This is a genomic window from Polynucleobacter sp. HIN9, from assembly GCF_030297635.1.
In the GTDB taxonomy this organism is placed as follows: Bacteria; Pseudomonadota; Gammaproteobacteria; order Burkholderiales; family Burkholderiaceae; genus Polynucleobacter.
In genome coordinates, this window is sequence record NZ_AP028140.1 from 1 (window position 1) to 23,207 (window position 23,207).

The window sequence follows — 23,207 nt, forward strand, 5'->3', positions numbered from 1 at the left end:
AGAGAAACTATGTTTACACACAACTTATCCACAGCTTATCCCCTGTACTTTTGCTTGTGGATAACTTTTAACACTGGCTACAATCGATACCTAATTTCGTATGAGCAAACCCGATCTACCCCCCCTTCTTATGCACCCAAATCCCTTAGGTTTTTGGGATTTAGCTCTGGAAACCCTGGCCAAAGAGCTCTCGCCACAACAATTCAAAACCTGGATTCAACCTCTTAAAATAAAGGGTTACGACGAAAGTGAGCGGTTACTATTAATTGGCGCGCCCAACCCCTTTAAGCTTGACTGGATCAAACGGACCTTTTCTACAAGGCTCCATGAAATCGCCTCTTCTTATTTTGGGGGGCCGATTAACCTTCAATTTACACTCGGTGCCGATCCATCAAAAAACATCACCAAAATACCTGGTCCCGGCTTTCGCCCCGAAGGTTTAACTGAGGGCGCCGCTGGCACCGCCGTATCGACAGGGCCCACATTAATTGCTGAGGGTTTGGGGGCTGAGCCTGATGAGGCTTCGGAAACCAACCTTGGTGCCGCGCTTGCTGACCGCGAACACTCCAAGCTGAATCCTGGTCTAACCTTTGAGAGCTTTGTTACTGGCAAAGCAAATCAACTGGCTCGCGCAGCTTCCATTCAGGTTGCCCACAATCCTGGGGCATCTTATAACCCAATGTTTTTGTATGGCGGCGTTGGTTTAGGAAAAACCCATTTAATCCACGCAATTGGCAACCATCTTCTAAAAGAAAAGCCGGATGCCAAAATTCGGTACATACACGCCGAACAGTATGTGTCAGATGTCGTTAGAGCATATCAACAAAAGGCGTTTGATCGGTTTAAGCGCTATTACCACTCCTTAGACCTTTTGTTAATTGATGACATCCAGTTTTTTGGTGGCAAGTCGCGCACCCAAGAGGAGTTCTTTTATGCCTTTGAAGCCCTCATTAGCAATGGGGCACAGGTCATTATTACTAGCGATACCTATCCAAAAGAAATGGAGGGCATCGATGAGCGGTTGATTTCTCGTTTTGATTCCGGACTAACTGTCGCTATTGAACCCCCAGAACTTGAAATGCGAGTAGCAATTTTGATGAAGAAAGCCGCAGCCGAAGGCATTCCAATGGGTGAGGATGTTGCATTTTTTGTTGCTAAACACCTACGCTCCAACATTCGGGAGCTAGAGGGGGCACTAAGAAAAATTTTGGCTTACGTTCATTTTCATGGCAAAGAAGTCAATATTGAGGTGGCCCGCAGCGCCCTTAAGGATCTTTTATCAATTCAGAACCGCCAAATTTCGGTTGAAAGTATCCAAAAAGTGGTTGCCAGCTTCTATAACATCAAGGTTGCCGACATGTACTCCAAAAAGCGGCCCGCCAATATTGCCCGACCCAGGCAAATCGCGATGTTTATTGCCAAGGAGCTAACCCAAAAAAGTCTGCCTGAAATTGGTGAACTTTTTGGCGGCAGAGACCATACTACGGTTTTGCATGCGGTTCGCAAAATTGCTGAGGAGCGCCAACACGACTCTCACCTTAACCACGAACTGCATGTCCTTGAGCAGAGTTTGAAAAACTAGCCTGTGGATAAGCCTGTGGAAGGCAAATGGGATAACCCTGTTAATAGGTGATTGATAAGTTTGTGAATAAGCAGTTTGTCTTTTTTGAACCAAACCCTTGTTCACAATTTATCCATACCTTATACCGAACTTATCCACACCAATTTTTCTCAAAAAGAGCCTGATTTCACTATAAAATTTAACTTATCAACAGAAAAAATCGGCCTTATTATTACTACGATATAAATATAAAAAGGAATTTAAAAACAATGCAACTAATCAACGCTACCCGAGATGAATTGCTAAAACCATTACAGGTGGTTAGTGGTATTGTTGAGCGCCGTCATACCTTAGCAATTTTGGCGAATTTACTTTTTAAAAAGACGGGGTCTTCGGTCTCGTTTGTTTCTACCGATATCGAAATACAAATTACGACTAAGGCGAATTTTGGGGTTGGTGATGATGATGTCACCACAACAGTTGGCGCTCGAAAAATTTTAGATATTTTGCGAGCTCTACCGGAGGGCCCTGTAAGCCTTAATCTTAAAGATAACAAAATGGTGGTGCAAAGTGGTAAGAGCCGGTTTTCTCTTCAAACCTTAGCCGCCTCCGAATTTCCTGTGATGCAAACCCACTCTGAAGCTCAGACAAGCTGGGGGATGAGTCAAAGAAAATTCCGTCAACTCATCAGTCAAGTGTATTTCGCAATGGCTCAGCAAGATATACGCTATTACTTAAACGGAATGCTTTTAGTTGTGGATGGCAAGGATTTGATTGCGGTTGCAACCGATGGTCATCGTCTTGCTTATAGCCACACCGAGCTTGATGCGAGCCCCACAGGAAATGGTCAAAAACAAGAAATTATTATTCCTCGTAAAACGATTTTAGAGTGTCAACATTTGTTGCTGGATACAGACGAGGCGGTTGACATTAGTATTAGCAATAATCAAATCAAATTCACTTTTGGGGATATCGAATTAATCTCGAAGTTGGTCGAGGGTAAGTTTCCAGACTATCAGAGAGTAATTCCAAAGGGGCACAAAAATACACTTTCTGTAAATCGTGAAGTTTTGCAGGCAGCGTTGCAGCGGGCGGCTATTTTGACAACCGAAAAGTTTAAAGGTGTTCGCTTTTCACTAACAACTAACAAAATTACGATACAGTCTACAAACGCGGAGCAAGAAGAGGCCCAAGAGGAAATTGAAACCAATTATGCTGGCGACGCCGTTGAGATTGGGTTTAACGTTAGCTATCTTCTTGATGTCTTGGCTAATATTAAAAACGAAGAAATTCAAATCAGTCTTGGTGATGCTAACAGTAGTGCTGTTATTACATTACCCGGATCAGAGGCGTTTAAATACGTTGTAATGCCAATGCGCATTTAAGTTTTGATGCCCAATAAGTTCAAAGAAGAAAACTCATGTCTTTAGAAAATCAAACTAACGAGCAATATGGCGCCTCTTCGATCCAGATATTAGAGGGCTTAGAGGCGGTTCGTAAGCGTCCGGGGATGTACATTGGTGATACCTCCGATGGTACGGGCTTACATCACCTAGTATTTGAGGTTCTTGACAATTCAATTGATGAAGCTCTAGCAGGGTACTGTACCGAAATTTCGGTTGTGATTCACACCGACAACTCTATTTCAATTATCGACAATGGCCGAGGTGTTCCAACCGGCATTAAGTTTGATGATAAGCATGAGCCAAAACGTAGCGCCGCAGAAATCGTAATGACAGAACTTCATGCGGGTGGCAAATTTGATCAGAATTCCTATAAGGTCTCAGGTGGGCTTCATGGCGTTGGAGTTAGTTGTGTAAACGCCCTTTCAAAATGGCTGCGCTTAACCATTCGACGTGACGGCAAGATTCATCACATGGAGTTTGTGCGCGGCGTTGTTCAAAACCGGAACATCCAAACAGAAAACGGGGTTGAGGTTTCCCCAATTTCAATAACAGGTGAAACGGATCTTCGAGGCACAGAGGTTCACTTTCTTGCAGATGAAGAGATTTTTGGCAACATTGAGTATCACTATGAAATTCTTGTAAAACGAATACGCGAACTTTCGTTCTTAAATAACGGCGTTCATATTCGTCTTGTTGATCAGCGTAGCGGCCAAGAAGAGGACTTTGCTTTTTCTGGCGGTGTGCGGGGCTTTGTTGAGTACATCAACCAAACCAAAACTGTTTTGCACCCAAACATTTTCCATGCGCTTGCTGAGCGCCCATCGGATTTGGGTGGCCAAATCACCGTTGAGGTTGCGATGCAGTGGAATGATGGATACAACGAACAAGTTTTATGTTTTACCAACAACATTCCTCAGCGCGATGGCGGCACACATCTAACGGGGCTACGCGCGGCAATGACTCGTGTCATCAATAAATATATCGATGAAAATGAGATTGCGAAAAAAGCAAAGGTCGAGATTTCTGGCGATGATATGCGCGAGGGCCTTACATGCGTTCTTTCGGTGAAGGTTCCGGAACCTAAGTTTTCAAGCCAAACCAAAGATAAGTTGGTGTCAAGTGAGGTCCGGGGTCCTGTCGAGGAGGTAGTAGCCCAGGCACTTGCAGAATATTTAGCCGAAAAACCACAGGATGCAAAAATCCTGTGCGGCAAAATTGTGGATGCCGCAAAGGCGCGCGAGGCTGCACGTAAGGCTCGTGAGATGACCCGTCGCAAAGGGGCGCTCGACGGCATTGGTCTACCGGGCAAGCTTGCCGATTGCCAAGAAAAGGACCCCGCCAAATCGGAGTTGTTTATTGTCGAGGGAGACTCTGCCGGCGGCTCGGCCAAACAGGGGCGCGATCGAAAGTTCCAAGCAATCTTACCGCTAAAGGGCAAGATTCTAAATGTGGAAAAAGCGCGTTTTGACAAGATGCTAGGAAGCCAAGAGGTGGTTACCTTAATTACGGTTTTGGGTACCGGCATTGGTGCCGAAGAATACAAAGCCGATAAATTGCGCTATCACCGCATCATTATCATGACCGACGCCGATGTAGATGGCAGCCATATCCGCACCCTGCTCCTAACTTTCTTTTACCGCCAAATGCCAGAACTAATTGAGCGCGGACATGTTTATATAGCTCAGCCCCCTCTTTATAAAGTGAAGTTTGGTAAGAGCGAGCAGTACATTAAAGATGATGCTGAATTAAATCAATTGTTGTTTAGGGTTGCGCTTGAGCAAGCCTCTATTGAGACCCCAACAGGTGAGAAGATCGTTGGCCAAGAGCTAGAGGATCTTGCAAAACACTATCAAAATATTCAAGCAGTGGTTGACCGATTATCAAGAACGATGGACGAAGATGCCCTCAGAGCGGTTGCCGCGGGCGTAACCCTCAATTTTGATACAGAAGCCCTAGCCAACGATTCAGCCCGTCGCCTACAAGAGGCATTCTCACAAAACGCAAATCTCTTATCGATTCCCACCGATATTGTGGTTCAAAAGGAAGAGAGAACCGAGCGCTATCGACTGCTGTTATCTAAACGAGTCCATGGTAATTTAAAAATCTCGGTGATTAGTTCTGACTTTGTGGCAAGCGATGATTATCAAAGCCTAATGAATGCCGCCCTATCGCTTGCCGGGAAGGTTCCCCCGGGCAGCCGCGTGCGGCGCGGAGATCCCGAGAAATCCAACAAAGAGAGTGTGATTGCTGATTTCCGCGGAGCATTTGAGTGGCTTCTCTCCGAGGCCGAGCGCTCGATTAGTCGTCAACGGTATAAAGGCTTGGGTGAAATGAATCCCCAGCAGCTCTGGGAAACCACAATGGACGCAAGCACCAGAAGACTGTTGCGCGTACAAATCGAAGACGCCATCATGGCCGATCAGGTGTTTACAACTTTAATGGGCGATGAGGTTGATCCTCGACGTGCTTTTATTGAAAAGAATGCTTTAATCGCACGCAATTTAGATATCTAGCCTCATGAAAAATAACAAAGCCCCGAAAACCGTGGCCAAATCATCCATTGCCGTTAAAAACTCGAAAATCCACGGTCGTGGGGTTTTTGTAAAAAAAGAAATTCCAAAGGGCTCGGCAATCATTGAGTACATTGGGGAGCGGATTAGCTGGAAGGAGGCTCTGCGTCGCCATCCACATGATCCAGAACAACCGAACCACACCTTTTATTTTTCTTTGGAAGACGGTCGGGTCATTGATGCGAATGTTGGCGGTAATGCGGCGCGCTGGATTAACCACTCCTGTAAACCAAATTGCAAGGCAGACGAAATTTCGGTCGACGGCGAGGGGCGCGTATTTATTTTTGCAAAACGCAAGCTTCTTCCCGGCGAAGAGCTTTTCTATGACTATTCCTTAAATTTAGACGAAAAGCCAACCAAAAAGTTACTGAAGGAATATGCCTGTTATTGTGGCCATAAAAAGTGCCGAGGCACGATGCTCGACATCGATTGATCGGTTGTCGACATGCTCTTCGTTTCCATTCAAGAGTTAGAGGCCGCCATTAATTATTGGCGCTCCCAGTCACCCTCTCGCGGCGATGAACTGATTTTGTCTAAAGAGGCTAGTGCGTTAGCAAAGCCTTATGCACTCATGATTATCCAGGGCGCACAACGAATTCCGCTTGATATGCTCGACGAGCTTAGTAAAGAATCGTTTGCCAAGTTTGTGGCCTGGAAGTCGCAGACTAAATAATTGGCAATTTCTTAAGCCAAGCCATGGAAACCGTAGTCGATTTCAGTTCATATTTATGGCTTTTGCTTTTAGTGGCTGCGTTTGCTTCGGGTTTTGTTGATGCAATTGCTGGTGGTGGAGGATTAATACAGGTGCCAGCTTTATTTGCTGCCTACCCAGACACTCATCCAGCAACGCTTCTGAGCGCCAATAAGGTTTCCTCGATTGGCGGAACTATCAACGCAGCAAGGCGCTATTTGCGTCATGCAAAGTTACCTTGGAATATCTTGGGCCCAGCCATTGTTGCCGGTTTTATTGGGGCGCTTTTGGGGGCTCTGGCGGTAAGTGTATTTCCGCCCGAGCCTCTTCGAAAGGCTTTGCCATTTATGTTGGCGATTTTGTTGGCCTACACCTGGTTTGCCCCGAACATGGGCCTTGAGAATCGCCCCGCCCACAAAATAGGTCGCTACGAGGCTCCTAAGGCGGTGGCGATGGGCTTGGTCATCGGGTTTTATGACGGATTTTTTGGCCCAGCAACCGGAAGTTTTTTTCTGTTCGCTTTTGTCCGAATCTTTTACTTTGACTTTCTGCACGCATCTGCCGCGACCAAATTAGTTAATGTCACCACTAATCTGGCCACGATCATCATGCTTACAAGTCTTGGTTTCATTGATTGGCCCCTCGGCTTGAGCCTCATGGTGGCCAATATTCTTGGCAGTCAGGTGGGAAGCATGTTGGCGATTGCGCATGGCAGCCAATTTGTTCGGAAAATATTCTTAATTGTGGTGTTAGCCCTTATCGCTCGATCGACCTACTCAGCATTTTTTTCCAATTAAATCAACAACTTAAATTTTTTTGTATCCCCGGCCACCGGATTGTTTCACGTGAAACAGTAAAAATGCTATGATCAACGCCCTAATTGGGCAAATCCATGTTTTATTTTAAGAAATTTGATGTGATTGTGGTCGGCGGCGGTCATGCAGGAACCGAAGCCGCACTTGCGTCTGCTCGGAGAGGATCAAACACCTTATTAATTACCCACAGCATCGAAACACTTGGGGCAATGAGCTGTAACCCTTCAATCGGGGGTATTGGCAAGGGTCATCTAGTAAGAGAGATTGATGCCTTGGGCGGAGCCATGGCGGTCGCAACCGATGAGGCTGGCATTCAATTTCGGATCTTGAACTCAAGCAAGGGCCCAGCGGTTCGGGCAACCCGGGCTCAGGGCGATCGAATTCTATATAAGGCTGCGATTCGTCGGCGCCTCGAGAACCAAGCAAACTTGACCCTATTTCAGGCGGCCGTTGATGATTTGATTGTGGTTGGAGATCGGGTTCGTGGGGTTAGAACCCAAAGCGGCCTCCAGTTTGAAGGAAAAAGTGTTGTATTAACCGCGGGCACTTTTTTGGATGGAAAAATTCATATCGGCCTAATGAACCATAGTGGTGGCCGGGCTGGAGATCCTGCTGCAACCACCCTTTCCGCTCGTCTAAAAGAGCTGAAATTACCGCAGGGGCGCTTAAAAACCGGAACTCCACCCCGCATTGATGGTAGGACCATTAATTTCTCAGTAATGCAGGAGCAGGCCGGAGACTTAGATCCTATTCCATGTTTTTCGTTTATGGGCAGACCCGAACAGCACCCGCCCCAGGCGCCCTGTTGGATAACCCATACTAATAGCCAAACGCACGACATTATTCGTTCCGGATTGGACCGTTCGCCGATGTATACGGGGGTCATTGAGGGGGTTGGCCCGCGCTATTGCCCTTCGATTGAAGACAAAATCCATCGCTTTGCTGCTAAAGAGAGCCACCAAATCTTCTTAGAGCCAGAGGGCTTAACAACCAACGAGTTTTATCCGAACGGAATTTCAACGAGCTTGCCATTTGATGTTCAAATGGCTCTGGTTCACAGCATTCGTGGGCTTGAGAGTGCTGATATCGTCCGCCCAGGATATGCCATTGAGTATGACTATTTCGATCCGCGGCAGCTAAAGCATAGCCTAGAAACCAAGGCGATTAATGGCCTATATTTTGCCGGGCAGATTAATGGAACAACTGGGTATGAGGAGGCTGCGGCCCAGGGCCTGCTGGCGGGTATTAATGCAAGCCTTTCAGCACAAGACCAGGAGCCCTGGCTGCCCAAGAGAAGCGAGTCATACATTGGTGTTTTAGTTGACGATTTAATTACAAGGGGCGTGCAAGAGCCCTATCGCATGTTCACTAGCCGCGCCGAATATCGTTTGAGTTTGCGGGAGGATAATGCCGATACGCGGCTTACCGAAATTGGACGAGGCCTTGGTCTGGTGGGTGATGAGCAGTGGGAGTTTTTTCAACGAAAGCAGGAGCATGTTTCACGTGAAACATCGCGCTTACGCTCCTTCCGGGTTGGGCCAAAGCATCACACCGCTCAACAACTGGAGGCATTTCTTGGGCAAGCCTTGGCGCATGAGTGTAGCTTGGCAGAGATCTTAAGACGACCCGAGGTTGATTACCGCTCGTTAATGAAAGTTGATCCGGTTTTTGTGCAGGACTCCCCAAGCCTTGAAGACCCTCATTTGGGGCGCCAGGTTTTTGATCAGGTAGAGGTTTCCATTAAATACGAGGGCTATATTGAGCGCCAACGCGTTGAAATCGAGCGACATGAGCATTACGAAACACTTCGTTTGCCTGGGGACCTGGACTATTCCTTGGTTAAGGGCCTGTCAGTTGAGGTTTGGCAAAAGCTGAATTTGCATCAACCGGAAACCTTAGGCCAGGCATCGCGAATTTCAGGGGTAACGCCGGCCGCCATATCCTTGCTTTTGGTCCACTTAAAAAAGGGTATTGGCAAAACCCAAATAGTGTCATGAGCCCTGAGGTTGGTGAGGGCCTAAAGGCGGCCGGCCTTTCCCCGGAGGAGGCTGCTGCAATGCAATATTTTTTAGGCGAGCTGCTACGCTGGAATCGGGTCCATAACCTCACCGCTATTGATGAGACTGAGGCCGCATTTCATTTGCATCTTATTGATTCAATTGTCGTTTTGCCGATATTGCGGCGATATTTACAGGCTCACTCGCGGACCAGTGGGGCGCCGATTCAAATTGCTGACCTGGGGTCGGGGGGCGGCTTGCCGGGCATTCCGCTGGCAATCCTTCAGCCCACATGGTTTTTTAGTTTGATTGAGTCAAGCAAGAAAAAGGCCGCATTTTTACAGCATGTTCGTGGCGGTTTGGGCCTAGGTCATCTTCAAATTATGGCAAGTCGTGTTGAAAATGTGGCCAAGACCCACCGGGCATTTTTTGATGCCATTACTGCAAGAGCATTTACGCGTCTTCATAAACTGCTAGACCTTTCAGCCCCTTTATTAAAATCATCGGGGTTTGTATTTGCGATGAAGAGTCAACAAAGCGAAGAGGAAATTTCTGAGGTATCGAGCAAAGACTGGACGCTACTTGAGGAGTGTGAATTATCCTTGCCCGGGCAAACTCTTGATCGCCGACTCTTGGTTTTTCAGTACCAACAATAGTTACTATGGCTAAAACTTTTTGCATCGCAAATCAAAAGGGCGGGGTTGGAAAAACAACTACCGCAGTTAATCTGGCCGCCGGACTGGTTGCCCAGAGACAGCGCGTGCTTTTGGTGGATTTGGACCCCCAAGGAAATGCCACCATGGGCTCAGGAATTGATAAGTCGACGATCACAAGCGGCGTTTATCACGTGCTGATCGGAATGGCTTCTGCAAGCGAAGCAATTCAGTTCGCAAAAGAATCTGGTTACAGTGTTTTGCCTGCAAATCGCGAATTGGCCGGAGCCGAGGTTGAATTGGTTGATTTGGAGGGTCGGGAGGCAAGACTAAAAAACGCATTAAATGAGGTTGCTGATCAATACGATTTCATATTGATTGATTGCCCTCCCGCGCTGTCTTTGTTGACCCTAAATGGTTTATGCGCAGCTAATGGCGTAGTGGTCCCCATGCAGTGTGAATACTTTGCTCTAGAGGGACTTTCTGATTTGGTTAATACCATTAAACAAGTTCATGCCAACTTAAACCCAGACTTGAAAATCATTGGGCTTCTAAGGGTTATGTTTGATACCCGGGTTACCTTACAGCAACAGGTTTCAGAGCAGCTCAATTCACATTTTGGCGACAAGGTGTTTAAGACCATTATTCCTCGTAATGTGCGCTTAGCCGAGGCCCCTTCATTTGGCTTGCCGGGCGTAATTTTTGACAAATCATCTCGAGGCGCTCAGGCCTATATTGAGTTTGCGGGTGAAATGGTTCAACGAATTAAAACGATGTAGGTGAACAATGGGTGTGAATAAGAAAAAGGGATTGGGGCGCGGCCTTGACGCGTTATTGAGTGCTAGTAGCAAGGCGGGCGATGCGGACCCTGTTGCCGACAAGGCACTGCAGTCGCTAGTACTGCAGCGTTTGCAGGCGGGTAAATATCAGCCTCGAACCATTATGGCTGATGAGCCACTAAAAGAATTGGCTGACAGTATTCGAGAGCGCGGTGTGATGCAGCCCCTCTTGGTTCGTGAAATTGAAGGTGGTCGCTACGAAATTATTGCGGGTGAACGACGATTTCGAGCTGCAAAACTAGCGGGTCTTGATGAGGTGCCCGTACGAATCTTAGAGGTCGACGACCAGGCCGCAGCTGCGATTGCCCTCATTGAGAACATGCAGCGGGAGGATTTAAATCCCCTAGAAGAGTCGCGAGGACTATCTCGTCTGATTCATGAATTCAGCTTTACTCATGAGCAGGCCGCAAAAGCCGTTGGTAAATCGAGAAGCGCCATTACTAACCTGCTTCGCCTATCGCAACTCTCCGGAGCGGTTCAAGCGATGCTTTTATCTGGTGATTTGGATATGGGCCATGCAAGGGCGCTCTTGTCCCTGCCGGGCGCAAGCCAAGTTGCCTTGGCCCAAAAAATTGTTGCCCAAGGCCTTTCAGTTCGTGAGGCAGAGCGATTGGCGAGTTCGGCGGCCCTGGCTGCGGGCGATTTATCCCGAAATACTCCCACAAAGGGAAAAAAGAAGCACTTAATCAGCCAAGACCAAGATTACAAACGCCTTGCTCAAGCTCTGGCTGATTTAGTTGGGCTAGAGGCTGTTTTTAAGACCAATAAAAGGGGCGGAGAGTTACGCTTTTACTTTAGCCACTTTGATGAGCTTGATTCGCTGATAAAAAAACTGGGAATTAAGGATCATTCTTAATAAAAGTGTCTAAAACAATTGACCTTCACTAGGGTAAATACTAAAATCTTGAGGCTTAATTGATTCCCAAAAAAGATCAATCAATGCAATCCCGGTCTTGGGAAGAGGACGATCAAGAAGTAGATGTGTATCGAACCCTCAGTCGAGACGAGGCAAAAGCCCTTTTTGGCAACAATAAAAAGGCATTTGCAACGATTTCGCCGTGGCTAGTTGTGCGTATTCAGCTGCTAATGACCGGTATTTGCATCCTTTTTTGGTCAATATTTGCAGATCCGATGGAGGGGCGAACCCTTTATACTTATTCGGCTTTTTGGGGTGGGTTTATCGGATTTTTTCCGGTACTGGTATTTGCTCTGCGCGTTCGAATGTCGCGAAGCATGAAAAACCCAAGCCCTGGAAGAATGTTGTCGGCGATTGTGTCTGGCGAACTGATGAAGATCGCCTTAACAATCGGGTTGTTTTTGGGGGTAGCACTTGTTATTCCCAACCTGCAGTGGTTACCGTTGCTGGTCACATACGTGCTTACGCTAATGAGCTATTGGTTGGCGTGGGTGTTGCGGTGAGCAGCTTTAATTGGCGTAGAGAAGGAATGATCTAGAAATGGCTAGCGCAGCACACGGGGCATCAACAGAGCCTCTAACCCCGACCGCATATATTGCCGAGCATTTACAGAATTTAAACAATATCGGTGGTGCGCAGAGCTCCGTCGTTGACTTTAGTGTTATTAATCTTGACACCTTGTTTTGGTCGATTTTGATGGGCCTGATTGTGGTCACTTTTTTATTGATTGCTGCTCGACGCGCAACCTCTGGTGTTCCAGGGCGCTTTCAGGCATTTGTAGAGATGATGGTCGACATGGTTGAGACGCAATCAAAAACCATTGTTCATGGAGACCGTAGCTATATTGCACCTTTGGCTTTGCTCGTTTTTTGCTGGATTATTTTGTTAAATGCGCTCGATTTGGTGCCGGTGGATTGGGTGGTTGGATTTAACCACTTCTTAGAAAATTTTGGCGTGCACGTGCCGCATCACAAATTAGTACCCACTACGGATTTGAACGCAACCTTGGGAATGTCCTTTGCTGTTATTTTGCTGGTTTTTTTCTACAGTTTTAAGATCAAGGGCGTTGGCGGCTTCCTTCACGAATTGATTTCAGCCCCCTTTGGTGCGAAGTGGTATTTAGCCCCATTTAATCTCGTTCTTAACATGATTGAATTTGTTGCCAAGGGCGTTTCTCTTGGGATGCGACTTTTTGGCAATATGTATGCAGGTGAGCTCCTGTTCTTGTTAATCGCATTGCTCGGTAGCATCTGGACCTTTAGTCTTGACCTCAGTGTTTTTGGCTTGGTTGGGCATGTGATTGCAGGATCTGCTTGGGCCATTTTTCATATTTTGGTCATCCTTTTGCAGGCCTTTATTTTTATGATGTTGACATTGGTCTACATTGGTCAGGCGCACAGCCATCATTAATTTTTATTTTTTACACACTTAAACTTAGGAGTTAGCAACATGCAAGAATTTCTCGCCAACATTCAAGGATTAACCGCCATTGCAATCGGCATCATTATTGGCCTAGGCGCAATCGGAGCCTGTTTGGGTATCGCCCTAATGGGTGGAAAATATATTGAAGCTTGTGCTCGCCAGCCTGAGCTCATGGAGCCATTACAAACCAAAATGTTTTTATTGGCCGGCTTGATCGACGCGGCCTTCCTGATCGGTGTTGGTGTTGCGATGTTGTTCGCATTTGCCAATCCATTGCTTGCTGTTATTAAGTAATTTAGTTGTGGGTCGATGACCCATTACTGCAACAAGTTTTGAAAGGAATATCGTGAATTTAAACGCGACTCTATTCGCGCAAATGATCGTTTTCTTCGTTTTATGGTGGGTCGTGGCTCGTTTTGTGTGGCCCCCATTGGTGAAGGCGCTTGATGAGCGAGCCGCTAAAGTGGCAGAAGGTCTTGCCGCCGCTGAGCGGGGAAAATTAGATCTTGAGAATGCGACGAAAAAGGCAGAAGAGGCTATGAGCTCTGCTCGTCAAGAAAGTATTCAGCGTGTTGCAGAAGCTGAAAAGCGCGCTCAGTTAGCGGCGGAAGAAATTAAGGCGAATGCCCAGGCGGAAGCAGCTAGGATTATTGTCCAGGCTAAGGCTGACGCGGAGCAACAGGTCGGTAAGGCTCGTGACGAGTTACGCAATCAGGTCGCCAGCTTAGCTGTCAGAGGTGCAGAGCAAATTTTACGACGCGAGGTTGATCCCAAAGCGCATGCTGCATTGCTTGACCAACTAAAGGCAGAACTATAAATGGCTGATATTGCCACCATTGCCCGCCCTTACGCTGAGGCCTTGTTTGCAAGCGCCAAGCCAAATGATTTGTCATCATGGGAAAAGCAGCTCAATGAGCTTGCTAGATATTTAGAAAACAACGAGCTTCTAACGCTTGTTAGCAACCCAAAATTAGGTGCTGACGAGCTTGCTAAGCTAGTTTTAGGTTTTCTTAAATCAAAACCCGATGAGTCAATTAGCTCTTTTATTAAGCTTTTAGCGAATAATCATCGCCTCATCGTCTTGCCCGAGATTGCGAAGCAGTTTTCGGCGATGAAAAACAAAAGCGAGGGTGCCGCAGAAGCTCTCATTACCTCGGCCTTTCCTCTCGAGGGCGCCGCACTAAATGATTTGCTCTCCGCCCTAAAAAAACGTTTTGGTGGAAAAGAATTACGCCCAACGGTGGTGATCAATCCTAATTTAATTGGCGGCGTTCGTGTCCAAGTGGGCGACGAGGTGTTGGATGGCTCCGTGAGAGCACAGCTTAGCCATATGCACGATCGGTTGATTGCTTAACGCAGGGATTTATTAAGAATATTCGATTTATATCTAGGAGTAATTGATGCAACTAAACCCTTCCGAGATCAGCGAACTGATCAAAAGCCGAATTAACGAATTAGGCGTTGATTCAAAGATTCGTAACGAGGGAACCGTGATTTCGGTAACCGACGGCATTTGTCGTATTTATGGTTTATCTGGGGTCATGCAAGGTGAGATGCTTGAGTTTCCTGGTGGCACCATTGGTTTGGCATTAAACCTAGAGCGCGATTCCGTCGGTGCCGTGGTATTGGGTGAATACACTCATATTAAAGAAGGTGATGCCGTTAAATGTACTGGCCGTATTCTTGAGGTTCCCGTTGGACCAGAGCTCCTCGGTCGAGTTGTTAATGCTCTCGGCCAGCCTATCGACGGCAAGGGCCCCGTCAATACTAAGCTGACTGACTTTATTGAAAAAGTTGCTCCCGGCGTGATTGCACGTCAATCGGTTAGTCAGCCGGTGCAAACTGGCCTAAAGGCGATTGATGCGATGGTGCCAATTGGTCGCGGTCAACGCGAGCTCATTATTGGCGATCGTCAAACTGGTAAAACCGCCGTTGCTGTCGATGCCATCATCAATCAAAAGGGTAAGGGCGTTTTCTGTATTTATGTTGCGATCGGTCAGAAGGCGTCGACAATTGCAAACGTGGTTCGCAAGTTGACCGAGCTTGGTGCGATGGAATACACCATCGTGGTTGCGGCAAGCGCGTCAGAGTCCCCAGCGATGCAGTATTTATCGGCTTATGCCGGCTGCACGATGGGCGAGTATTTCCGTGATCGCGGTGAGGATGCCCTGATTATTTATGACGATTTAACGAAGCAGGCGGTTGCTTATCGTCAAATTTCTCTTTTGTTACGTCGTCCCCCAGGTCGCGAAGCATATCCTGGCGATGTTTTCTATTTACACTCCCGCTTGTTAGAGCGCGCTGCCCGCGTGAACGCAGATTATGTGGAGAAATTCACCAACGGCGCCGTTAAAGGAAAAACGGGATCTTTAACCGCTTTGCCGGTGATTGAGACCCAAGCTGGCGACGTATCGGCTTTCGTGCCAACCAATGTGATTTCGATTACGGACGGTCAGATCTTCCTAGAAACTGATTTGTTTAATGCAGGTATTCGTCCAGCAATTAATGCCGGTATTTCAGTATCGCGCGTAGGTGGCGCGGCACAAACCAAAGTGATTAAAAAATTATCGGGTGGTATTCGTACAGACCTTGCCCAATATCGTGAATTAGCAGCTTTTGCCCAATTTGCTTCCGATCTTGACGAAGCAACCCGTAAGCAATTAGAGCGCGGTCGTCGAGTTACTGAATTGCTAAAGCAGCCCCAGTATTTGCCCATGCAAGTATGGCAAATGGCCGCCTCCTTATATGCAGTGAACAATGGCTTTTTTGACGACTTAGAGATTAAACAGGTTCTGCCATTCGAAAAGGGTCTGCACGAGCATTTAAAGTCAAAATACGCTGATTTGGTTGGCCGCATTGAGGACACCAAAGATTTGAGTAAAGACGATGAGGCTGCTCTTCGCTCTGCCATTGAAGACTTTAAACGCGCTGGCACTTTTTAAGATAGGCAATCATGGCCGGCACAAAAGAAATACGCACCAAGATCAAGAGCGTTCAGAATACGCGCAAGATCACTAAAGCGATGGAAATGGTCGCCGCTTCCAAGATGCGGCGTGCTCAAGAGCGCATGCGCTCAGCAAGACCTTACTCTGAAAAAATTCGGGCAATCACCGCCAATCTATCAAAAGCAAATCCAGAATACCGTCCGGTGTATATGGCTGTGCGTGAGATTAAGAAGGTGGGCCTGATTTTAGTAAGCACTGATAAGGGATTGTGCGGCGGTTTAAATACCAACGTCCTTCGTTTGGTCACGAATCAGATGCGGGACTTTGGCGAGAAGAATATTTCTGTTGAGTTCACTGCAATTGGTTCAAAGGGCTTGCAATTTTTAAACCGAACCAAGGCTAAGCTTTTATCTCAATCTATTTTGTTGGGCGACACCCCGCATATGGATAGCTTAATCGGTGCAATTACTGCACAGCTTGATGCATTTGAGCGCGGCGAGGTGGATGCGGTGTATTTGGCCTATACCCGATTTATCAACACCATGAAACAAGAGCCAGTCTTAGAAAAGCTCTTGCCGCTTGAGTCTGACGACTTAAGCCAAGGAGCAAATACAGGCCATGGTTGGGATTACATCTATGAGCCTGATGCGGAATCAGTATTGAATGGCCTTTTGAAGCGCTACATTGAGGCGTTGATTTATCAGGCGGTGGCAGAGAATATGGCGTCAGAGCAATCAGCGAGGATGGTGGCCATGAAAGCCGCGTCTGATAACGCAAAGAATGTGATCGGTGAATTGCAGCTGATTTATAACAAAACCCGTCAAGCAGCGATTACCAAGGAGCTTTCCGAGATCGTCGGCGGAGCGGCGGCGGTTTAAGTAAAGATTTTTAAAGATTAAATAGCGGAGAAATGTGATGAGCATCGGAAATATTGTTCAGTGTATTGGTGCGGTGGTGGATATTCAGTTCCCCCGAGATAAGATGCCCAATATCTATGACGCATTAACTTTGGTCGAAAGCGATGAGGCTTCATTTGCCGAAAAAGGATTGACCTTTGAAGTTCAACAGCAAATTGGCGACGGCGTGGTTCGCGCGATTGCGATGGGCGCTAGTGACGGCCTACGTCGGGGCATGGAGGTGAAGGCGACCGGCGCGGGAATTTCTGTACCAGTTGGCCCCGCAACCTTGGGCCGCATCATGGATGTATTAGGTCGTCCGATCGATGACGCCGGTCCAATTGCGACCCAAGAGCGGCGCTCCATTCATCAATCCGCACCAAAGTTTGATGAGTTATCGCCATCGGTGGATTTGCTTGAAACCGGTATTAAGGTGATTGACCTCGTCTGCCCATTCGCTAAAGGTGGTAAGGTCGGACTCTTCGGTGGCGCGGGCGTTGGAAAAACCGTGAACATGATGGAACTCATCAACAATATTGCAAAACAACACTCCGGTTTGTCGGTGTTTGCGGGAGTCGGTGAGCGCACTCGTGAAGGTAACGACTTCTATCATGAAATGAAAGAGTCAAACGTGATCGATAAGGTGGCCATGGTTTTTGGTCAGATGAACGAGCCCCCAGGCAACCGTTTGCGTGTCGCTTTAACAGGCCTGACAATGGCTGAAGCATTCCGTGACGAAGGCCGTGACATTCTGTTCTTCGTTGACAATATTTACCGCTATACCCTTGCGGGTACCGAAGTATCCGCTCTATTAGGCCGAATGCCATCCGCTGTGGGATATCAGCCCACCTTGGCTGAAGAGATGGGAAAGCTCCAAGAGCGAATCACCTCAACTAAAACAGGCTCGATTACGTCGATTCAGGCCGTTTATGTTCCAGCTGACGACTTAACCGATCCATCGCCAGCCACTACCTTCTTGCACTTGGATTCCACGGTCGTGTTATCCCGTGACATCGCAGCTTTGGGTATTTATCCGGCGGTTGATCCTTTGGACTCAACAAGCCGACAGCTTGACCCGCAGGTGGTGGGAGCTGAGCATTATGAAGTTGCGCGCGGTGTGCAAATGACCTTGCAACGTTATAAAGAATTGCGAGACATCATTGCGATTTTGGGTATGGACGAGCTCTCTCCCGAAGATAAGTTAGCTGTTGCCCGTGCTCGTAAGATTCAGCGTTTCTTGTCCCAGCCTTTCCACGTTGCTGAAGTTTTCACCGGCTCACCTGGAAAATACGTTCCACTAAAAGAGACAATTCGTGGCTTTAAGATGATTGTTAGTGGTGAACTTGACCATTTGCCAGAGCAGGCCTTTTATATGGTTGGTTCAATTGATGAGGCCATTGAGAAAGCGAAGAAACTCTAATGGCAACCATTCATGTTGATGTCGTGAGTGCAGAGCAGTCAATTTTTAGTGGCGAGGCTAAATTTGTAGCCCTTCCAGGCGAATCAGGTGAGCTTGGAATTCTGCATGGCCACACCCCTTTAATTACTCGCATTCGGCCTGGTTCGGTGCGAATTGAAAAGGCGGATGGCGATGAAGAGTTTGTCTTTGTTGCCGGCGGTTATTTAGAGGTTCAGCCAGATTGCGTTACGGTTTTGGCTGATACCGCAATCCGTGGCCATGATCTGGATGAGGCTAAGGCGCTTGAGGCAAAAAGGCGTGCTGAAGAAGCCATGCAAAATCGTGCCGGTGATTTTGATATTGCCTACGCCCAGTCTGAATTTGCAATGGCCGCAGCTCAATTGGCTGCAATTGCGCGCTTGCGTCGTAAGAAGTAAGCTCAATTGTTAGCAAACGATCGCTTCCTTCGGGCCTGTTTGGGTCAAAAAACAGACCGCACCCCTTTGTGGCTCATGCGTCAGGCAGGTCGGTATCTACCTGAATACAATGCAACGCGTGCAAAGGCTGGTAGTTTTTTGGGCCTTGCTAAAAATCCTGCGTATGCAACAGAGGTTACTTTACAGCCATTAGACCGCTATCCCTTAGATGCGGCCATTTTGTTTTCTGATATTTTGACCATCCCTGATGCGATGGGTTTGGGCCTCCAGTTTGCTGCGGGCGAAGGCCCAAGCTTTACTCACCCCTTGCGCACGGAGGAGGCTGTTAAAAATTTAAGGCCTGCAGACCTTCATCAACTGCAATATGTGTTTGATGCGGTGGCCCAAATTAGGAAATCGTTGATCCAAGACGGCAAGCAGCGCGTTCCGCTAATTGGATTCTCGGGCAGTCCATGGACCTTAGCTTGTTACATGATAGATGGCTCAGGTTCGGATGATTTTCGACATGCAAAGACCATGATGTTTAATCGCCCGGATTTGCTCAAGCACATTCTCGACATTAACGTTCAATCGGTAGCTGCATATTTGACGGAACAATTACGCTCAGGCGCTCAGGCGCTCATGATTTTTGATACTTGGGGTGGGTTATTGCCTGATGGTTGGTACCAAGAAATCTCATTGGCAAGTATGCGTAAGGTGATTGACCAGCTTCCTCAGGAATTAAATGGGCAAAAGGTGCCAATCATTATTTTTACTAAGGGCGGCGGTCTGTGGCTCGATGACATGGCAGAATCTGGAGCTGATGTGATTGGGCTCGATTGGACAATGTCGGTCGCCAAGGCAAGAGCTCGCTTAGTCGAAAAAAATAAGTCCATTGCGCTTCAAGGCAATCTTGACCCGCTCGCTTTATTTGCTAACCCGGAACAAATTGAGGCTCAGGCCAAGAAAATCTTGGATGGCCTCAACAAGGCTCCCGCTTTGAAGGCGGACCTCCACCCCCTTGATGCACACATTTTCAATTTGGGGCACGGAATCTCTCAGTTCACAAATCCAGATAGCGTAACTGTACTGGCCAAGACCGTTATCGAGTATTCAGAATATCTACGTAAGGCTTAATTAACCCGTTTTATCCCTTTGCTTCAGTAGGTTTAGGGGTAGACTTATGCACAAATAGTGTCGGTCTATTGGATTTCATGGAGATTATCAATATACCGCAGATCATAGTTTGACTTTATCCTATAAGCTATTGATTTGGTTAAATATTTTTTAATTTTCAATGGATATAAGAAAGTTAGGGCCCGCTATCACTCTTGTTATTTATTAGCCTAAGTAGCGGTTGTCCACAAAGTTATCCACAGACTAATCAATACACTACTTTATTGAATCAATCAGCGCCAATCATCGTTAAAGTTGTTGTCGATCGGCCTCTTCCGGAGGCCTTTGATTACCTATGGGATAAAGAAACGCTTCGCGCCATACCCCAGGTCGGGATGTTGGTTGAGGTTCCCTTTGGACGAACAAATCTACCAGGTATAGTTATTGAAGTAACTACTTACTCTCATTTAAATGATTCAAAATTAAAGAAAGTACTTCAGATTGCGCCCCTAAACCCGATCGATAATCGCTTGATGGAATTAGCGCATTTTGCTTCCCAATATTATCTTCATGGGCTTGGCGAAACAATTGTGTCAGCGATACCGAAATGGTGGCGCACTGCCAGCAACTGGAATAAGCCACTTGATTATTTAAATCTCAAAACAAAGGACGCAACCGAATCAAAAGCCAAGGAGAAAAAACTCTCTCTTGAGGAGCTCAATGATGATCAAAGACAAGCAATTCAGATCCTAAACGGCCATCAGCAGGGGACATTTAATACATTCCTTCTCAACGGGGTGACCGGTAGTGGCAAAACAGCCGTTTACCTTACGTTTATCGAAACTTTGCTCAAGCAAGACCCCGCGGCTCAAGTTTTAATCATGCTGCCCGAAATTAATCTAACTCCGCAATTACAAAGGCGGATTCAAGAATATTTCCCCCAAGAGATTCTGGCCGTTCTTCACAGTGGATTAACGGAGAAGCAGCGTGGCATTGCTTGGTACCTTGCAATGACGGGGCTTGCCCGCATCGTATTGGGTACGCGACTATCGATTATGACCCCCCTACCAAAATTGGTAGGGATTGTGGTCGATGAGGAAAATGACAGCTCCTTTAAGCAGCAAGAAGGTATGGCCTATTCAGCGCGCGACTTAGCCGTGTGGCGTGCTAAAAACGAACGCCTGCCAATTGTTTTAGTTTCAGCAACCCCCTCCTCGCAAACCTGGCAGGCAGTAAAAGAAGGTCGGTATCAGGAAATTCAATTGACCAATCGAGCCGGGGGTTTTCAAATGCCCAATGTCGAGCTGGTAGCCCCTAGTAAGTCCTCGCGTTCAATCACCATCAGTCCTTTAATGATCAGGGCGCTTGAACAGAATCTTCACAAAGGTCGACAGAGTCTAATATTGATCAACCGGCGGGGATTGGCGCCCGTTCTTAGTTGTTCATCGTGTAATTGGTTAAGTGAGTGTGACCAGTGTTCCAGTTATATGGTGATGCATCGACAGTTAGGGCACTTTAAAAAGCCTATGTTGTGCTGCCATCATTGCGGCCTGATGAAAGTTGTTCCACAAGGATGCCCAAGGTGTGGTGATGTTGATTTGCAGCCGCTCGGGAGGGGAACCCAAAAAGTCGAGGATCAATTACAAGCACTGTTCCCACAAGCAACGGTACTACGCGTTGACGCCGATACTGCACGCACGAGCAAAAAGACCGAGGCGCTGTTTCAAGAGATACATGCTGGTTCAGCACAAATTATTGTTGGTACACAAATGCTTGCGAAGGGGCACGATTATCAAAATATCGGCCTAGTTTGTGTTCTGGATGCCGATGCAAGGTTGTATTCCAATGACTATATGGCGCCAGAACATTTATTTGCTCAACTTGTTCAGGTGGCTGGGCGGGCTGGGCGTTTTAGTGGTGAGTCCACCCAGATATTGATTGAAACTCGATATCCCGATGATCCCGTGTATCAATATATAAAAACATTCGATCTAGCTGGATTCATGGAGCATTTAATGGCTGCTCGTCAAGAGGCAGGTCTGCCGCCATTTAGTTATCAAGCGTTAGTGCATGCGGAAGCAAAGCAGAAGAAAGAAGTATTGACATGGCTAAATCATGCAAAACAATTTTTGCAGAAAACCGCTCATTTACAAACCGGAATCACCGTCTTTGATCCAGTTCCGAAGTCCATCGCTCGCCTAGGAGGATGGGAGCGTTCACAATTATTAATTGAGTCGCGTCAACGGGCACCGCTCCAAGCCCTGCTTAATGAGCTTGAGCATTATTTGCGGCAACAGTCAGTCGGACGAATTTCAAAAGTGGGCAAAGTGCGCTGGTCAATTGAGCGCGACCCGCTATTTATTTAGCCACTAACGCCAGTCTCGTATTGATCGGGGCTTTGTAATAACGCAAGCTCGTTAACAGACAGCGCCTCATCTTTTGTCTGAATTTTGAAAAGCCAAACATCATAGGGTTGGGTGTTGATGCTTTCTGGTTTTTCTACTGCCGCTACATTAATTTCGCTAATGATCCCACTAATTGGCGCATGAATATCGCTTGCTGCTTTGAGCGATTCAATCGTAGCGCAAGCCTGACCCTGTTTCAATGAAGACCCAGGTTCAGGAAGCTTTAGAAAAAGAATATCCCCCAAGGCCTCTTGAGCATGATTACTAATGCCAACCCAATATTGACCGTCATCACCATGCCTTACCCATTCATGGGTTTGTGCAAACAAAAGATCGTTTGGAATATTCATTAGAATATTTTAACGACACTAACCAAGAATTTGATCATATCGACATGACCTTAAAGCTCTCAATTGTTCCTGTGACCCCATTTGAGCAAAATTGCTCAATCGTGTTTTGTGAGAAAACTAAAGAGGCGGCAGTTGTTGATCCAGGTGGAGATTTAGAAAAAATCGAAGACGCCTTATCGAAGCTGAATGTCAAACTTCGTAAAGTCCTATTAACTCATGGCCATTTGGATCATTGCGCTGGGGCGAAAGAGCTTGCTAAGAAATGGCAGGTTCCCATTGAGGGCCCCCACCCTCTTGAAAAATTTTGGCTTGATCAACTTCCAGAGCAAACCGTCCGTTTTGGTTTTGGGGAGGCCGAACCTTTTGAGCCGGATCGTTGGTTACTCGACGGGGATACGGTTTCTCTTGGAGAGCATGAATTAAAGGTATTTCATTGCCCAGGACACACGCCTGGGCACATCGTGTTCTATGACGAGCCTACTCGCCTTGCTTTTGTTGGCGATGTCTTATTTGCTGGATCGATTGGCCGCACAGATTTTCCAAAAGGTAATCACGCAGACCTAATACACGCCATCAAAACAAAGTTATGGCCTTTAGGCAACGATGTACATTTTGTGCCAGGCCATGGCCCCATGTCGACTTTTGGCCGCGAGAGACAAAATAACCCCTATGTTGGGGATAGGGCTTAGGTTTTAGCTGAACCAGTGCGGTGTGTGCGATTGTAAAGGCAGCTTGCGCAAATCCAACGCTGTTTACGATTGCTCGTAGGGATCCAGGTGCCCCCTTCTAGCCTTTTTTCCCGGCTGCATG

General features: G+C 47.1%; 23 protein-coding genes. 22 read left to right on the top strand and 1 reads right to left on the bottom strand.

The annotated features are described in order from the left end of the window. The first annotated feature begins 130 nt into the window (after positions 1–130). From dnaA to priA, 21 genes are all read left to right on the top strand, one after another. A complete protein-coding gene (dnaA, locus tag QUE62_RS00005) occupies positions 131–1,582 on the top strand; it encodes a chromosomal replication initiator protein DnaA (protein ID WP_286261639.1) in 1,452 nt (483 codons plus the stop codon). Between the two features lie 248 nt (positions 1,583–1,830). Further along, positions 1,831–2,946, top strand: a complete 1,116-nt coding sequence (gene dnaN / locus QUE62_RS00010; RefSeq protein ID WP_286261641.1) for a DNA polymerase III subunit beta — start codon at positions 1,831–1,833, stop codon at positions 2,944–2,946. A gap of 35 nt (positions 2,947–2,981) precedes the next feature. Beyond that, on the top strand, positions 2,982–5,480 hold the full coding sequence (gyrB, locus tag QUE62_RS00015) for a DNA topoisomerase (ATP-hydrolyzing) subunit B (protein WP_286261642.1): 2,499 nt from the start codon (positions 2,982–2,984) through the stop codon (positions 5,478–5,480). 31 nt (positions 5,481–5,511) lie between these two features. Beyond that, entirely contained in the window at positions 5,512–5,970 is a 459-nt protein-coding gene (locus QUE62_RS00020; protein ID WP_286227518.1) for an SET domain-containing protein, read from the top strand. A 12-nt stretch (positions 5,971–5,982) separates the two neighbouring features. Then, positions 5,983–6,210, top strand: coding sequence for a DUF3717 domain-containing protein (locus QUE62_RS00025; RefSeq protein WP_286223743.1), 228 nt, complete (start codon positions 5,983–5,985; stop codon positions 6,208–6,210). Between the two features lie 23 nt (positions 6,211–6,233). Then, on the top strand, positions 6,234–7,025 hold the full coding sequence (locus QUE62_RS00030; protein WP_286223744.1) for a sulfite exporter TauE/SafE family protein: 792 nt from the start codon (positions 6,234–6,236) through the stop codon (positions 7,023–7,025). Positions 7,026–7,120: 95 nt separating this feature from the next. After that, complete coding sequence (mnmG, locus tag QUE62_RS00035) at positions 7,121–9,040, top strand: tRNA uridine-5-carboxymethylaminomethyl(34) synthesis enzyme MnmG (RefSeq protein WP_286261644.1); 1,920 nt, start codon at positions 7,121–7,123, stop codon at positions 9,038–9,040. Continuing rightward, positions 9,037–9,696 carry a 16S rRNA (guanine(527)-N(7))-methyltransferase RsmG gene (rsmG, locus tag QUE62_RS00040; protein WP_286223746.1) on the top strand — a complete coding sequence of 220 codons (660 nt, stop codon included), beginning with the start codon at positions 9,037–9,039 and terminating at the stop codon, positions 9,694–9,696. Before mnmG ends, rsmG begins: the two co-directional genes overlap by 4 nt. Positions 9,697–9,701: 5 nt before the next feature. After that, positions 9,702–10,472 (top strand): ParA family protein, encoded by a 771-nt coding sequence (locus QUE62_RS00045; protein ID WP_286223747.1) that lies wholly within the window; start codon positions 9,702–9,704, stop codon positions 10,470–10,472. Positions 10,473–10,479: 7 nt separating this feature from the next. Beyond that, positions 10,480–11,388: a ParB/RepB/Spo0J family partition protein gene (locus QUE62_RS00050; RefSeq protein ID WP_286261647.1), complete on the top strand. Its 909-nt coding sequence runs from the start codon at positions 10,480–10,482 to the stop codon at positions 11,386–11,388. Between the two features lie 83 nt (positions 11,389–11,471). After that, complete coding sequence (locus QUE62_RS00055) at positions 11,472–11,951, top strand: ATP synthase subunit I (protein WP_286261648.1); 480 nt, start codon at positions 11,472–11,474, stop codon at positions 11,949–11,951. 37 nt (positions 11,952–11,988) lie between these two features. After that, positions 11,989–12,858, top strand: a complete 870-nt coding sequence (gene atpB, locus QUE62_RS00060) for a F0F1 ATP synthase subunit A (RefSeq protein WP_286223750.1) — start codon at positions 11,989–11,991, stop codon at positions 12,856–12,858. A 39-nt stretch (positions 12,859–12,897) separates the two neighbouring features. Further along, positions 12,898–13,164, top strand: coding sequence for a F0F1 ATP synthase subunit C (gene atpE, locus QUE62_RS00065; RefSeq protein ID WP_286223751.1), 267 nt, complete (start codon positions 12,898–12,900; stop codon positions 13,162–13,164). Positions 13,165–13,216: 52 nt separating this feature from the next. Beyond that, complete coding sequence (locus tag QUE62_RS00070) at positions 13,217–13,687, top strand: F0F1 ATP synthase subunit B (RefSeq protein WP_286261650.1); 471 nt, start codon at positions 13,217–13,219, stop codon at positions 13,685–13,687. Next, positions 13,688–14,224, top strand: coding sequence for a F0F1 ATP synthase subunit delta (locus tag QUE62_RS00075; RefSeq protein WP_286223753.1), 537 nt, complete (start codon positions 13,688–13,690; stop codon positions 14,222–14,224). A gap of 46 nt (positions 14,225–14,270) precedes the next feature. Then, positions 14,271–15,812, top strand: coding sequence for a F0F1 ATP synthase subunit alpha (atpA, locus tag QUE62_RS00080; RefSeq protein WP_286223754.1), 1,542 nt, complete (start codon positions 14,271–14,273; stop codon positions 15,810–15,812). Positions 15,813–15,823: 11 nt separating this feature from the next. Further along, on the top strand, positions 15,824–16,693 hold the full coding sequence (gene atpG / locus QUE62_RS00085; RefSeq protein ID WP_286261652.1) for a F0F1 ATP synthase subunit gamma: 870 nt from the start codon (positions 15,824–15,826) through the stop codon (positions 16,691–16,693). A gap of 37 nt (positions 16,694–16,730) precedes the next feature. After that, the gene (atpD, locus tag QUE62_RS00090; RefSeq protein WP_286223756.1) at positions 16,731–18,131 is read left to right on the top strand and encodes a F0F1 ATP synthase subunit beta; all 1,401 of its coding nucleotides are present in this window, start codon (positions 16,731–16,733) and stop codon (positions 18,129–18,131) included. Then, positions 18,131–18,547, top strand: coding sequence for a F0F1 ATP synthase subunit epsilon (locus QUE62_RS00095; protein WP_108507563.1), 417 nt, complete (start codon positions 18,131–18,133; stop codon positions 18,545–18,547). Before atpD ends, QUE62_RS00095 begins: the two co-directional genes overlap by 1 nt. A gap of 6 nt (positions 18,548–18,553) precedes the next feature. After that, positions 18,554–19,663, top strand: coding sequence for a uroporphyrinogen decarboxylase (hemE, locus tag QUE62_RS00100; RefSeq protein WP_286223757.1), 1,110 nt, complete (start codon positions 18,554–18,556; stop codon positions 19,661–19,663). A 263-nt stretch (positions 19,664–19,926) separates the two neighbouring features. Further along, entirely contained in the window at positions 19,927–22,008 is a 2,082-nt protein-coding gene (gene priA, locus QUE62_RS00105; RefSeq protein ID WP_286226826.1) for a replication restart helicase PriA, read from the top strand. On the opposite strand, the gene gcvH is transcribed toward priA, so the two are convergent. Then, complete coding sequence (gene gcvH, locus QUE62_RS00110) at positions 22,005–22,397, bottom strand: glycine cleavage system protein GcvH (protein ID WP_286223759.1); 393 nt, start codon at positions 22,395–22,397, stop codon at positions 22,005–22,007. The two genes, priA and gcvH, sit on opposite strands and share 4 nt — an antisense overlap. Positions 22,398–22,441: 44 nt before the next feature. Between gcvH and QUE62_RS00115 the strand changes: the two genes are divergently transcribed. Next, positions 22,442–23,086 (top strand): MBL fold metallo-hydrolase, encoded by a 645-nt coding sequence (locus QUE62_RS00115; RefSeq protein ID WP_286223760.1) that lies wholly within the window; start codon positions 22,442–22,444, stop codon positions 23,084–23,086. Positions 23,087–23,207 lie beyond the last annotated feature (121 nt).